12 protein-coding genes are annotated in these 13267 nt (G+C 67.5%); 4 read left to right on the forward strand and 8 right to left on the reverse strand.

Annotated features, from left to right (window positions below; translation table 11 throughout):
- Positions 1–45: 45 nt before the first annotated feature.
- The 4 genes from ACEN9Q_RS10465 (at position 46) to lpxO (ending at position 2961) form a co-directional block, all read left to right on the forward strand.
- Entirely contained in the window at positions 46–969 is a 924-nt protein-coding gene (locus ACEN9Q_RS10465) for a class I SAM-dependent methyltransferase (RefSeq protein ID WP_495628334.1), read from the forward strand.
- A gap of 359 nt (positions 970–1328) precedes the next feature.
- Positions 1329–1529 carry a hypothetical protein gene (locus ACEN9Q_RS10470; RefSeq protein ID WP_056446577.1) on the forward strand — a complete coding sequence of 67 codons (201 nt, stop codon included), beginning with the start codon at positions 1329–1331 and terminating at the stop codon, positions 1527–1529.
- Between the two features lie 111 nt (positions 1530–1640).
- A complete protein-coding gene (locus tag ACEN9Q_RS10475; RefSeq protein WP_056446582.1) occupies positions 1641–1868 on the forward strand; it encodes a DUF6139 family protein in 228 nt (75 codons plus the stop codon).
- 193 nt (positions 1869–2061) lie between these two features.
- On the forward strand, positions 2062–2961 hold the full coding sequence (lpxO, locus tag ACEN9Q_RS10480) for a lipid A hydroxylase LpxO (protein WP_056446585.1): 900 nt from the start codon (positions 2062–2064) through the stop codon (positions 2959–2961).
- A 241-nt stretch (positions 2962–3202) separates the two neighbouring features.
- Here the strand turns inward: lpxO and ACEN9Q_RS10485 are convergent, their stop codons facing one another.
- From ACEN9Q_RS10485 to ACEN9Q_RS10520, 8 genes are all read right to left on the reverse strand, one after another.
- Positions 3203–4468 carry an acetate kinase gene (locus ACEN9Q_RS10485; RefSeq protein ID WP_495628335.1) on the reverse strand — a complete coding sequence of 422 codons (1266 nt, stop codon included), beginning with the start codon at positions 4466–4468 and terminating at the stop codon, positions 3203–3205.
- Between the two features lie 22 nt (positions 4469–4490).
- Positions 4491–4994, reverse strand: coding sequence for a hypothetical protein (locus ACEN9Q_RS10490; RefSeq protein ID WP_056446592.1), 504 nt, complete (start codon positions 4992–4994; stop codon positions 4491–4493).
- Positions 4995–5005: 11 nt separating this feature from the next.
- Entirely contained in the window at positions 5006–5695 is a 690-nt protein-coding gene (locus ACEN9Q_RS10495; protein WP_495628336.1) for a C39 family peptidase, read from the reverse strand.
- A complete protein-coding gene (locus ACEN9Q_RS10500; RefSeq protein WP_495628337.1) occupies positions 5692–6120 on the reverse strand; it encodes a hypothetical protein in 429 nt (142 codons plus the stop codon). The genes ACEN9Q_RS10495 and ACEN9Q_RS10500 overlap by 4 nt, the downstream gene beginning before the upstream one ends.
- 62 nt (positions 6121–6182) lie before the next feature.
- Positions 6183–8441: a hypothetical protein gene (locus ACEN9Q_RS10505; RefSeq protein ID WP_495628338.1), complete on the reverse strand. Its 2259-nt coding sequence runs from the start codon at positions 8439–8441 to the stop codon at positions 6183–6185.
- A 283-nt stretch (positions 8442–8724) separates the two neighbouring features.
- Positions 8725–10062, reverse strand: coding sequence for a sigma-54 dependent transcriptional regulator (locus tag ACEN9Q_RS10510; protein WP_495628339.1), 1338 nt, complete (start codon positions 10060–10062; stop codon positions 8725–8727).
- 484 nt (positions 10063–10546) lie between these two features.
- Entirely contained in the window at positions 10547–12517 is a 1971-nt protein-coding gene (locus ACEN9Q_RS10515) for a peptidase U32 family protein (protein WP_495628340.1), read from the reverse strand.
- 57 nt (positions 12518–12574) lie between these two features.
- Positions 12575–13210: a response regulator gene (locus ACEN9Q_RS10520; protein WP_056446612.1), complete on the reverse strand. Its 636-nt coding sequence runs from the start codon at positions 13208–13210 to the stop codon at positions 12575–12577.
- Positions 13211–13267 lie beyond the last annotated feature (57 nt).

Here is a 13267-nt window from a genome sequence, read left to right on the forward strand (position 1 = left end):
CAACAACGGCGCCGGCAGGACCGCGGGCCCGACAACGAGGACACAATGCTGAACGAACGCGAAATCGAGAGCTGCTACCTGGGGCAGTTCATTCCGGTCCACTACCATCACAACATGCTGATGGATCACAACCGCATGCACAGCTTCAAGTCGGCGATCTACCACGCGGTCAAGCCGGGCATGAAGGTGCTGGAACTGGGCGGCGGCACGGGCGTCCTGTCGTTCTTCGCGGCCCAGAACGCGTCGCAGGTCTATTGCGTCGAGTTCAATCCGGACATGGTGCGCGAAGCGCGCCGCTTCCTCGCCATGAACCCGAACGGGCACAAGGTCGAGGTCGTCCATGCGGATGCGTTCGAATACCTGCCGCCGGAGCCGGTCGACATCGTCATCTGCGAAATGATCCACGTGGGCATGCTGCGCGAAAAGCAGGTCGACGTGATCGAATCGTTCAAGCGCCGCTACCTGGCCCGCTTCGGCGGTCCGCTGCCGATCTTCATGCCGGAGGCCGTCATCATGGCCGCGCAGCCGCTGCAGCTCGAATACGATTTCGAAGGCTTCTATGCGCCGATCGTGCAGTTCCAGCCGACCAACGTGATCTATCCGGGCACCATCGAACTGGCGCAGCCGGGCGTGTATTCGATCATGGACTTCAGCCAGAACGTGGGCGACGCCATCGCGTGGGAAGGCCAGTTCCGCATGGAGCAGGGCGGCCGCCTGAACGCGCTGCGCTTCATCACCAAGAACGTCCTCACGATCATCGAGGAACGCGGCACGACGATCGACTGGCTGAACCATTACATGATGCTGCCGCTGGCCACGCCGCTGGACGTGCAGCAGGGCGACATCGTGCAGGTGGGCTTCGCGTATCGCGCGGGCGGGTCGATTCCGTCGCTGGAAGCGTCGATGCGGGCCGAGGTCGTCGTGCGCGCGGGCGAGCCGGTGCGCGTCGAGGATGCGGCGTTCGCCTGACCGATTGTCATTCTTGCGAAAAATGAACGTCGCGCTCACAGGGAACGAGCGTCGTCCCTGGGAAGAATGAACGTCGCCCCCGCGCAGGCGGGGGTCCAAGTTTTACGTGACGCGTGCAGAAATTGGATCCCCGCCTCCGCGGGGACGACGCAGTCAGTGTGTATCGATCCATTGTGTACCGATGCATAGTGCGTCGATGCATTGCATGTCGATGCCCGCCGCCCCCGCTCGCCCCCGCTTTTTCCCCGTCTATCCGCCCCCGCCCGCCGTCCATCGCAGAAAGATTGCGCGTGGCCGTCCATACAACTACAGTCACAACGTCGGGCCGCAACGGCCTTTTTTGACTGATGGAGCTGGCGATGCTGGGTTTCCTCGTGTGGTTGATGTTATTGTTCCTGTGCTGGCCGATCGCGCTGGTGGCGCTCGTGATGTATCCGCTCGTCTGGCTCCTGCTGCTGCCGTTCCGCCTGCTCGGCATCGGCGTGGAAGCCGTGTTCGAACTGCTGCGCGCCGTCGTCATGCTGCCGGCGCGCGTGCTCGGGGGCGGCGTCCGTCGCTGAACGTTGACGGCCGGCCAGTGTGCGCGGATTAACAGACGGTGACGAACCGTTCGCCTATCGTGCCATACTGATGGCTTTCATTCGAAGGTCATGCTTTTAAAGGATATGACTATGCGCCTGGACATCTACCGCAGAGCCGAACACGACGGCAAGTTTTCCTACCTGGCCGTCCCCGAGACCCGTAACATCCCCGAGGAAGCCACGAATACCGACTGGGAAGTCGAAGCACGGGCCTTCGAAGTCGACGATGACGCCGGCGACCTGCCGGATTACGATATCCAGAACCTCACCGGCCAGCTGGCCGAAAAAGGATATGCCGTCACGTCGCTGATGCACTGAAGGCGCAGTCGTTCCGGCGCTGTCGCGTTGTCACGACAAGTCGTGTAACAGTCGATTTACAGCGCGCGGCCGTACCCCATCCGTCCCGGCCAGCCGGGCGGACGGCGTACGGCCGCGTATCGCATATGGTATCCTTGCGCCTCGTTTAAATTGATCCGTGCCGCACGACGCGGCGGGACAGGTCGGAGGCGTAATGAAGTGGTTTGTCGTCGGTTTCCTCGTGCTGTCGGTCCTGCACATCCATTTCCGCGGCAAGGTCCGGCTGCCGTTCGGCCGCCAGTTGTTCGACCATTCGTCGTTCATGGCGCCGATCAATATGTTCATGCACCTGTTCTCGAAGGTGCCGAGCACGCCCTATATTCCCGTGCGCGAATTCCCCGAGCTGGCCGTGCTGCAGGAAAACTGGCCGACGATCCGCGAGGAAGGCCTGCGCCTCATCGAGCTCAAGAAGATCAAGGCGTCCGAGCAGAACAACGACGCCGGCTTCAATTCCTTTTTCAAGACGGGCTGGAAGCGCTTCTACCTGAAGTGGTACGACGCCAGCCACCCGTCGGCCGAGCGCCTGTGCCCGCAGACGCATGCCCTGCTGCAGGGGATCCCGTCCGTAAAGGCGGCGATGTTCGCCGAGCTGCCGCCGGGCGCGAAGCTGAACCCGCACCGCGACCCGTTCGCCGGCTCGATGCGCTACCACCTGGGCCTGGCCACGCCGAACGACGACCGCTGCTTCATCGAAGTCGACGGCCAGCGCTACAGCTGGCGCGACGGCCAGGGCGTGATCTTCGACGAGACGTATATCCACTGGGCGGAGAACGCGAGCGACAGCGACCGTCTCATCCTGTTCTGCGACGTCGAGCGCCCGATGCGCTTCGGCTGGATGCAGTCCGTCAACCGCTGGCTGGGCCGCACGATGATGACGGCGGCCGCGTCCCCGAACGAGACCGGCGATCAAACCGGGCTCGTCAGCAAGTTGTTCCGCGTTTCGTACGTGATGGGCCAGTACCGCCGCCGCTACAAGGCCTGGAACAAGACAGCGTACAAGGCGACCAAGGTCGCGCTGATCGTCGGCCTCGCCGCGCTCGTCTACTACATCTGATCAAAAAAGGGTGGCAAGCAAGGTCGGGTGGGCGGCCCCAGCCCACGCGGCCGTCGTGTCTGCTTCGCGTGGGCACGGGGTGCCCACCCTACCGGGACAGTACATGGTGCGCGAACGTCCGCATAGGCACAAACCGTAGGGTGGGCGGCCCCCGCCCACGCGGCCGCACCGGCTGCGCCGGAAAAAAGAGCCGCAAGCGCGGCCCTTTTCGGTGGGCCGCGCCTTGCGGCCAAAGGGGATGCTAGAACGTGAATGGCATCCTGACCATCAGCGTGACGTCGGGCGTGTCGCGCGTGAGCCCGGCGCCGACCGAGACGCTCAGCGTGCGGTTGTTCTTCATCCGGTACGAGTAGCCCAGCAGCAGGGTCCCAAGCTGCACCCGGACCGAACCCGGGATCACGACGCCGTTCTGGTGCATGCGGCCGACGGAGTTGTGGTCGTAGCCGATGCTGAACGACGCCTTCTCGTTCAGCGCCAGCCCCATGCCGAAGTTGAAGCCGAACACGTCGCCCGGATCGACCTGGCCCAGCAACTCCTTCTCGCCGTTCAGCACCGTCCGGTAGACGTTGTTGCGCTTGAAGTTCTTGGTGTAGCTGAAGCCGCCGAAGAAGATCGCCGGGTCGGACGGCAGCAGCCACGTCAGGCTCGGCTGGACCGAGTAGAAGCCGGAACCCGTCGGCAGGTCCAGCGGCAGGCCCGTCCCCGTCACGTTCTGGCCCACGCAGCGGGTCTGGCAGTCGGTGATGACCTGGAACGGGTCGCGTCCCGTGCGCGACTTGAAGCGCAGGCCGGCGATGTAGTACGGCGTGTCGACGCCGCCGTCGTTCAGCTGGTAGCGCCAGCCCAGTTCGATGTCGCCGATGCCCTTGCCGCTCGTCTCGAACGCGCGCTCGGCCGCCGTGCCCGTGAACAGCTCGCGGCTGACGGTGGAATCGCTGCGGTAGACGTACGGTATCTTCGCTTCGAGTTCCAGGCGGTTGTCGAAGCCGTAGCGGAACGTGGCCGTGGCCGTCGTCGTGTTGCGTTTCACTTCGCGCACGTCCAGCAGGCCGATCAGCAGGGCCGGGATCACCGTGTAGCCGACGAGCGCCACGCGGTTGCTGGACGAATAGCCGTACTGCACGGACGGTTCGAACACGACTTTGCCCCGCGGCGTGAGCACGCCCGGGGTCTCGAAGATCGGCGCCACTTCCGGTGCGCGCGGCGCGGGCGGCCGGCCGACGGCGGCGTCGCCCTGGGCCTGCCCCGTGTCGGCGACAGCGTTGCCGGTGCCGCGCATCCGTTCGAGCTGCGCCGGCGCCGCCACGGCCGCGTTGGCGGGCGCCGCGACGCCGCTCGCGCGCAACTGGCGTTCCAGTTCGTCGACGCGCGCGCGCTGCTCTTCCAGCTGTTGTCGCATGATCTTGAGCTGCTCGAGGAGGTCAGGTCCGGACTGGGCGCCGGCCGGAAAGGCCGCCAGTGCGACGCTGACACCAATCACGCCGTACAGCGCTGGAATTTTTTGCATAAGTATTCTCCAGGTAATTCCGTCACCTGCCGGTGGCGGCGGTATTGAGCGCGTTCGCGAGGCTGGACTGGAAATTCATGGCCTGCAGCAGTCCGCGCGCGTTCACGCTTGCATTGATGATGGTCTGGTTGTTGATCAACTGGTTGTTCAGGCTGTTCTGGATCACGGTGCCGCCCAGGGTCGTGTCGCCCATCTGGACGTTGAAGGTGCCGCCGCCGTTCTGGATGAGGCGCACCTGGGCCGCGGTGTCCGCCGACAGCGTGCTCTGGCCGCTCGTCAGGCGGCCGAGGTCGCCGAGGTTCAGCTCGCTGCGCTCGGCCAGGTTGCCGTTGATGGTCACGATGCGCTCGATGCCGAGCGTCACCGCGAGGCCGTTGTCGGTGACGAAACCGCCGCGGTAGTCGTCCAGCCGGTCCGACGCGACGGCGTTGGCGCTGCTGAACGGATTGTCCGGGCCGCCGGCGTGGCCCTGCGTCGCGATCGCGGCGCTGGCCAGCACGAGGCCGATCTGGACGGGAAGGCGCATGGGGTCTCCTGTCAAAAATCGCCCGGGCCGAATTTCGGCAGCGTCGTCATGTCGATCGCGGTCCGGGTGACGCCGTCGGCCAGCGGCGCGCGTGGTGCGGCGCGCCAGTCGACGTCGGCGTTGAACGAAGGCTTGTCCGGCGCGTCGTGGATCACGAACAGCAGCCGGGTCGGCCAGATGGATTCGAAGTGTTCGCGCGTGATCGAGCGGGTGCCGCTGGACGGATCGCCCAGCAGGATGCGCCCGTCCTCCGCGCCCTTGATCACGACGAAGTGGTTGTAGCCTTTTTCCGAGATCAGCACGATGGCGGGCAGTTTGCTGTCGAACAGTTTCTGCAGCGGCACCTGGAAACCGTCCGCCTTGAAGCCGATCTTCGCGAGGAAGCGCTGCATGTCGAGCAGCGAAAAGCCTTCGCGCCGGATCTTGGCCTGGTCGCCGCTGTCCCACATCGCCTTGAAGGCGACGGTTTCGCTGACCGGATAGCCATAGTGATAGGTCAGCAGGGTCGCCAGGGCGGCCGAGCCGCAGCTGAAGTCGTATTGCTGGCGGGTCGTGGAGGTGAAGCGCAATTCGCGCATGCTCTTCACCGGCACGTCGAAACGCGCGCCGCCCGCGATCGGCAGGTCGGCCGCGTGCGCGCCGGCGGCGCCCAGCAAGGCGCCCAGCAAGGCGAACGGCAAGGGCAGGGCGCTGGGCATCATTTGAACTGCAGGTTGACGATGGTGGCGTTCTGGATCAGCACGTTCGCGCCACTGTTCTGGATCACCACCGGGATGCCCGACATGTTGGCGAACGCCCCGGTGTCGATGCTGTTCGACCCCGTGACGACGTTCACCGCGCTGTTGCCGGAAACGACGCCGTTGAGATTCGCGTTGTTGTTGGTGATGAACGTGTCCGTTCCACCGCGCGAATGTTCCAGCTTGCCCAGATCGGCGGCCGGACCGAATCCCAGCGCGTCGGCCGCCTTTGCCGCCTTGTCCGCGCCGGCGTCCGGCCTCGCGGCCGGCGTGCCGTCCTGGACGGGGACCGCGAGTTCCGGTCCGGCCCAGGCCGCGGATGCGCAGGCCGCGAGCACAGCGAAGCTGCACACGCGGTTGCTGGCCTTGCTCTTGAGTGATGACTGCATTCTCTACCCCCGGGTTGCTTCGTAAAACCGCCGTGCCCGAGCGGGCACGGCGGTCCGCCGCATTACTTGCCGACAGCCAGGTTGCTCTGGACGTTCACGCTCTGCTGGATCAGCGAGGAGAAGCCGTTGTTCTGGCTGATGACCATCACGCCCGCCGCCGACTGGCCGACACCGCTCATGGTGTTGGACATGTCGAAGGTGCCGGCATTGACGGAGTTCGAGCCGCCATTGCCGCCGGTGCCCGCGCCGCCCATGCCGCCGGTACCGATGCCGGCCGTGACGTTGGCGAGCGCGCCGCCGGCGCCGCCGCTGGTCGTGCCGCCGTTGCCGCCATTGCCGCCGTTGCCGGCGGTTGCGTCACCCACCGTGGCCGAGCCGGTCGTGGCCGCGCCGCTGGTGGCCGAGCCGGTCGTGGCTGCCCCGGTCGATGCCGCACCGCCGGCTGCGCCTGCGCCGCCCGTGTTCGATGCCATGCCGCTGGCGGCACCTGAACCGCCCGCTGCGCCCGCACCTGCGGCGCCCGAGCTTGCCGTACCGGCCGCACCGGCACCGCCTGCACCCGAGCTCGCCGTACCGGCCGCACCCGCACCGCCCGCGCCGCCTGCGCCGCCGGAATTGGCCGCACCGTTACCGGCCGTCGAGGTCAGGCCGCCGCCCGCACCGCCGGCTGCGCCGGTCGCGGCACCGCCCGCTGCGCCGGCCCCGCCGGCATTCGACGCCATGGCGCCCGAGCCGCCCGCACCGCCGGCCGCACCGGCCGCGCCCGAGCCGCCCATGCCGCCGGCCGCACCGGCCGCACCCGAACCGCCCGCGCCGCCGGCCGCACCGGCCGCGCCCGAACCGCCCGTGCCGCCGGCTGCGCCAGCCGCGCCGGCACCGCCGGCGCCGCCAGTTCCCATGCCGGCCGTCGCGGTCGAATCGCCGCCCGTGGCCATGCCGCTCGTGGCCGTCGACGTGCCCGCGTTCGCGTTGCCGCTACCGCTGAGACCGCCAGCGCCCGACGTGGCCGTGTGGGTGCCATTGCTGGCCGCGCCGCCGGTGGCCGCGTTGGCCGCCGTCGAGCCGCCGCCGGTGCCTGCGCCGGCCAGGCCGCCCGCACCGCCGAAGCCACCCGAGCCGCCGGCCGCACCCGCACCGCCCGTACCGCCGGCTGCGCCGGCCGCACCCGCACCGCCCGCACCGCCGGCTGCGCCCGCCGCACCGGCGCCGCCCGCACCGCCGGCCGCGCCTGCGCCGCCCGCGCCGCCGGTCGCCGCACCCGTGCCGCCGCCCATGCCGCCCATGCCGGCGGTGGTCGGGCCGCTGGCGCCGCCGTTTCCACCGGTCGTGGCGCCGGTCGCGCCGCCGTTGCCGCCCGACGCCAGGCCGCCGGCTGCACCGGCGGCGCCCGCGCCCCCGGTAGCGGCCGCACCGCCCGTCAGGCCGCCGTTGCCGCCCGAAGCGCTCGCGGCGCCGGTCGAACCGCCGAAGCCGCCGGCCGCGCCCGCGCCGCCCGCGCCGCTCGACGCGCCCGTGGCCATGCCGCCCGCGCCGCCCGCGCCGGCGGTCGCGCCGCCGGTGGTGGCCGCACCGGCGGTCGCGCTGCCGGCAGTCGCCGCGCCGGCGCTCGCGCCGCCATTCGAGGCCGAGCCGCCCGCGGCGCCCGCGGCGCCGTTCGCATTGCCGGAGCCGCCGCCCGCGCCGGTGCTGGCCGTGATGCCGCCGCCCGTGCCCGCTGCTCCGGCGCCGGCCGTGCCGGCGGCGCCGTTGGCGTTACCGGTGTTGGTGGCGACGTTGCCGATGTTCTGGATGGTGTTGCCGGAGACGCTGCCGCTCAGGTTCGCGGTGGCGTTGGCCGACGAGGTGTTGAAGCTGTTCGAGAAGGTCGACGTGGCCGTGCCGCCGTTGTTCGCGGCAGTGCCGCCGATGGCGGAGGCCGTCGCGTTGCCGGAACTGTGGTTGCTGTTGTTCGTGCTCGTGCTGGTGCTCGTGTTGGTGCTGTTGTTGCTGCTGTCGTGCGTGCTGTTGTCGCTGTTGTCCGTGTTCGTCGTGGTAACGCTGTGGTCGCTGTTGTCGTGCGTGCTGTTGTCGTGCGTACTGTTGTCGTGTGTGCTGTTGTTGGTGTTCGTGGTCGTCGCGGTGCTGGTGTTGGTGGTGGTGTTCGTGCTGTTGTTGCTGTTGTCGTGCGTACTGTTATTGCTGTTGTCGTGGGTACTGTTGTCCGTCGAACGGGTCGTGGTCTGCGTGGCCGTGCTGCCGCCGCGCGCGAGGTTCGAGTCCTGCGCTTGTGCGCTCAACGAGAAAGCGAGCGAAATAGCAGTCACGAGCAAGGTCTTGTTCATTCGAGTTCCCCTCTGGGTTTGATGGTTGGTGATGGGTCGGCTGTGGCGCCGACATCCATCCCGTTGCACTTTCAGTGCCAGCCATACTGCAGAGTTCGCTAACCCATTGTTTTTGTTGACTTTGTGCGTATCTTCCTACACGTCTGTCAGAGAAAGTCCGGCACGATTTACCGAAAATATCGAAAAAGTGTTTCAGTTACGGTACAACTGTGTATCGCTGGGTACGGCAACACACAAAAAAAAGTGGACACCTTGTCCACTTGTGCCCCACGCGGCCGGGCGCTCACGCGCGCATGCCGTGCTTGCTCAGCAAGCGGTACATCGTCGTGCGCGAGACGCCCAGGTCGCGCGCGGCCCGGCTCACGTTGTGGCCGCTGCGGTCGAGGCATTCGCGCAGGGCGCGCCGCTCCGAGCGCAGGCGCGTGTCGTCCAGCGCCGCGGGCGTCGGCGCGGCGATCCCGCGCGTCAGCCCCAGGTCTTCCGGCATGATCAGGCGCCCGTCCGACATGACGAGCGCGCGCCGCACCCGGTTGATCAATTCGCGCACATTGCCCGGCCAGTCGTGATCGAGGATCGCCTCGATCGCGCGGTTGGAAAACCCTTTCAGGCGCGGCGATTTTTCGCTCGCGTACACGTGGAAGAAGTGCTCGGCCAGCGTGACGAGGTCGTCGCGCCGTTCGCGCAGCGGCGGGACCGTCACGGGCAGCACGGCGAGCCGGTAGTACAGGTCTTCGCGGAACGCGCCGCTCGCCACGGCCTGCTGCAGCTGCACGTGCGACGCGGCGATCACGCGCACGTCGACGCGGATGTTGCGCGTGCTGCCCAGGCGGCAGATCGTCTTCTCCTGCAAAAAGCGCAGCAGGTTCGCCTGGAGGTCCTTGGGCAGGTCGCCGATCTCGTCGAGGAACAGCGTGCCGCCGTCCGCCGATTCGATCAGGCCCGCCTTGCCGCGCGTGGCGCCCGTGAACGCGCCCCGTTCATAGCCGAACAGCTCGGAATGGATCAGGCTGGGCGCGATGGCGCCGCAGTTGATCGGCACGAACGGGCCGGCGGCGCGGTCCGACTGCGCGTGGATCGCCTGGGCCGTCAACTCCTTGCCGCTGCCGCTTTCGCCCCAGATCAGCACCGGCGCAGCGACCTTGGCCACGCGCGCGACCTGCGCCCGCAGGCGCGCGATCGCGTCGCAGGCGCCGATCAGCGGCGACGCCGGATCGTCCCCCGGCGCGTCAGCGTGGATCGGGCGTCCGCGCAGCACCGCCCAGCCGTGCGCGTGGCCGAGGGTATGGGCCAGCCGCACCGGGTCGACGGGGGCCGTGTGGTAATCGCACAGGTGTTCCACGACGAGGTCGCGGCACGGACCGGATTCGAGGTCGCGCGGGTTGAACACGCCGACCCATTGCATGTGGCTGTGGCGGCGCAGGAAGGTGTCGACGTCGGCCGGGCGGTGCTGCTCGCGGTCGTGCACGAGCAGGCCGACCAGGTAGCGGTCGTCGCGCAGTTCGCGCCCGGCGTCGCCGAGGTTGCAGAAACTGCGGATCTCCCAGTCGTGCATCGCCTCGTCCAGCAGGGCACGGGCGCCCTGGTCGTCCGGGGCAATGCACAGCAAGCGTTTTCGGGTCATCCATCCTCCTTCGGGCAGTCGGCCGGTTCACGCAGCGCGGCGGACGAACGGGAGAACCGGCAATCTTTACAAGTGTAACTATCCGCAAGAATTATGCCGCTCAGTAGCCTGTTGGCAATTTCTTACTATCAGTTGAACTTTGATCAACATTATGCCTCGTGCGAAACATTCGTGGCGGACGATACAAACTGGACGGCAGACGCATTCGAAGGGTGCGCACGACCGCGTGCGTGCCCGGCGCGCGTGTCGGCCGTGCGCACCGGCTCATGCAGCGGCCGTCCTATCCGACGCGGCAGTTTGTTACAGTGAGTTACAACTTTGTACTTTTCGGTTACATGTGTCAAGCGTGCCATAACGCCGCGTTGCTTTTTTTGCGGCGCACAACAAGGCAGGATTCCGCCCGAATACGGATTGGGATGCGTGCCGCCGGAAGGGCGGCAGCGTGAGGAGGATGGCGCGCCCGCTCGGCGGACGCGGCGGACCTTCAGGCGCGCGGCCGCTGGCGGTGGAACACGAGCGGGCTGTACGGAATGGCGGACGGCGGCGGCGAATTCAGGATGCCGGGCTTCATCGCGCCGACCACGTGCATCTCGCACGGCTTGCAATCGAATTTCAGCGTGTAGCGCTCGTCGCCGCTGACGAGGGTCATCGGCTCGGCGCGCACCTGGCCCTGCACGCCCTGTACGCCCTTCGCCTGCTTGGGGCACAGGTTGAACGAGAAGCGCAGGCAGTGCTTGGTGATCATCAGCGGCACTTCTCCCGGTTCCTCGTGCGATTCGTACGCGGCGGCGATCAGCTGCACGCCGTGCTTGTGATAGAACGCGCGCGCCTTTTCGTTGTACACATTGGCCAGGTAGCTCAAATGCGTTTCCGGATACGCGGCCGGCGGCTGCGCCGCTTGCGCGCGTTGCGGGCGCTGCCAGGCGGCCAGGCGCGCCGCTTCCTGGGCGGCGATGGCGTCGCGGCGCAGGCCGTTGATGGCGCTCGCGGGCACGAACCACGGTTGCGACAGCGCGACGTCGATCGCGCCCGCCTCGAACATCGTGTTCCCCAGCTTGCCCACGCTCGCGCGCAGGCCCGCCAGTGCCTGTTCGGCCTGCTGGGCCGGCTGCAGGGCCAGCGCCGCGTCGGTCGTCGTCGCGATGCCGTCCTCGTCCGTGACGGTCAGGCGCAGGCCGCCGGCGACGTCTTCCAGGCGCAGGTCCACGCGCACCTTGCGGTCCGACGATTTTTTCGACAGCGTGGCTTCCCACTGATGGTCGCGGTTGCGGTGGACGACGGTGCCGACCTTCAGGCCCGGCAGCGTGGCGAGGCCTTCGTTCGGGAACACGCGCCAGCGCTGGCCGTCGCCATCCTCGCCGAGCTTTTGCACGGTATTGGCCTGGATGCCGACGGTGTCGCGCTTGTGCATGTAGTTCAGGCCGTCGCCATTGGCCATCGCCTCGGTCGTGACGAGATCGAAATTGTCGCCGCCGATGCGCGCGACCGTGCCCAGTTCCACGCCGACGTATTTCGGCGAATCGAAGGCGCCGATGGCCTGTTGGCGGCCCTGGGCGAAATAATCCGTGTGGCCGCGGTGGAAATTCTTGTCGACGTCGGGCGTGAACATGACCTGCGTCCGGCCGCTCGACGCGCGCGCCAGTTCCGGGCGGCGCTCCAGGATCTCGTCCAGCAGCAGGCGGTAATGGGCCGTGATGTTCTTCACATAGCCCATGTCCTTGTAGCGGCCTTCGATCTTGAAGGAACGGATGCCGGCGTCGACGAGCGCTTCCAGGTTGCGGCTCTGGTCGTTGTCCTTCATCGACAGCAGGTGTTTTTCGTAGGCGACGACGCGGCCCTGGCCGTCGGACAGCGTGTACGGCAGGCGGCACGCCTGCGAGCAGTCGCCCCGGTTGGCGCTGCGGCCGGTGTCCGCGTGCGAGATGTAGCACTGGCCGGAGAACGCGACGCACAGCGCGCCGTGGATGAAGTATTCCAGCGGCGTGTCGACCTGGGCGCGGATCGCCTTGATCTGCTCGATGGTCAGCTCGCGCGCCAGCACGAGTTGCGAGAACCCGACCTGCGACAGGAATTTCGCCTTCTCGACCGTGCGGATGTCGCACTGGGTGCTGGCGTGCAGCTGGATCGGCGGCAGGTCCAACTCGAACATGGCCATGTCCTGCACGATCAGCGCGTCGACGCCGGCGTCGTACAGTTGATGGATCTGGCTGCGCGCGGTCTCGAGTTCGGCATCGTGCAGGATCGTGTTCATCGTCACGAAAATACGCGCGCGGTAACGGTGCGCGAATTCGACGAGGGCCGCGATGTCTTCCAGCGTATTGCTCGCGTTGTGGCGCGCGCCGAACGCGGGGCCGCCGATGTAGACCGCGTCGGCGCCGTGCAGGATGGCTTCGCGGCCGATCTCGGCGGTTTTGGCGGGGGACAGCAGTTCGAGCTGGTGGGCGAGCAGTGACATGGCGGTTTCCTGGCGAGGCGCGAAAGGCGGAAATTATAGCCAGATCAACGGCTTATGTCACCGTTCCTCGTGCGCGACCCAGGCCGCGCCGTGCAGTGCCGCCTCGACGGCCGCGCGCAGGGCGTCGGGCGCCACCGGCCTGGGCAGGACGGGGATGTCGTCCGGCAATCCCATGGCCCGGATCGTCGTCGGATCGAGGCCGCTGATCACGACGATGGCCATGTCCCGGTATGCCTGGCTCGCGCGCAGCGTGCGGATCATGCGCAGGCCGTCCACGCCCGGCATGCTGAGGTCGCCGACGAGCAGGTTTGGCTGCGTCTCGCCGATGCGGATCAGCGCCTCGAAGCCGTTGCCGGCCCGGACGACGTCCAGCGGCAGGTCGCCGCCCGAGAGCGTGGACTCATACAGCGCCAGCATCGCCGCGTCGTCGTCCACGAGCAGCACCTTGTAGCGGGCAGGCGCCGTGCGGTCGAGCATCGCCTGGCGGCGCCGCTCGACGTGGCGCTCGATCGACGCCACGGCGATGCGGCGGTGGCCCCCGGCAGTTTTCCACGCCGACAGCAGGCCGCTTTCCACCCACAATTGCACCGTCCGGTGCGACACGCCGAGCAGGGCTGCCGCCTGGCGGGTGGAGCAATATGCGGCGGCGTCGAAATCTTGCTCGGGCGAGTTGGGGCTGAGTAGCGAGGTCATGGCTGTCGTATCACGTTATTATCGATTCCGCTGATGCACTCAGGAATCTATCAAATA

This window comes from Massilia sp. Masssp93, assembly GCF_059491295.1.

Bases quoted from the DNA above. Each gene is read 5' to 3' on its own strand.
- ACEN9Q_RS10465 (WP_495628334.1), top strand. From the start codon at position 46: ATGCTGAACGAACGCGAAATCGAGAGCTGCTACCTGGGGCAGTTCATT.
- ACEN9Q_RS10470 (WP_056446577.1), top strand. From the start codon at position 1,329: ATGCTGGGTTTCCTCGTGTGGTTGATGTTATTGTTCCTGTGCTGGCCG.
- ACEN9Q_RS10475 (WP_056446582.1), top strand. From the start codon at position 1,641: ATGCGCCTGGACATCTACCGCAGAGCCGAACACGACGGCAAGTTTTCC.
- lpxO (WP_056446585.1), top strand. From the start codon at position 2,062: ATGAAGTGGTTTGTCGTCGGTTTCCTCGTGCTGTCGGTCCTGCACATC.
- ACEN9Q_RS10485 (WP_495628335.1), bottom strand. From the start codon at position 4,468: ATGCAAAAAATTCCAGCGCTGTACGGCGTGATTGGTGTCAGCGTCGCA.
- ACEN9Q_RS10490 (WP_056446592.1), bottom strand. From the start codon at position 4,994: ATGCGCCTTCCCGTCCAGATCGGCCTCGTGCTGGCCAGCGCCGCGATC.
- ACEN9Q_RS10495 (WP_495628336.1), bottom strand. From the start codon at position 5,695: ATGATGCCCAGCGCCCTGCCCTTGCCGTTCGCCTTGCTGGGCGCCTTG.
- ACEN9Q_RS10500 (WP_495628337.1), bottom strand. From the start codon at position 6,120: ATGCAGTCATCACTCAAGAGCAAGGCCAGCAACCGCGTGTGCAGCTTC.
- ACEN9Q_RS10505 (WP_495628338.1), bottom strand. From the start codon at position 8,441: ATGAACAAGACCTTGCTCGTGACTGCTATTTCGCTCGCTTTCTCGTTG.
- ACEN9Q_RS10510 (WP_495628339.1), bottom strand. From the start codon at position 10,062: ATGACCCGAAAACGCTTGCTGTGCATTGCCCCGGACGACCAGGGCGCC.
- ACEN9Q_RS10515 (WP_495628340.1), bottom strand. From the start codon at position 12,517: ATGTCACTGCTCGCCCACCAGCTCGAACTGCTGTCCCCCGCCAAAACC.
- ACEN9Q_RS10520 (WP_056446612.1), bottom strand. From the start codon at position 13,210: ATGACCTCGCTACTCAGCCCCAACTCGCCCGAGCAAGATTTCGACGCC.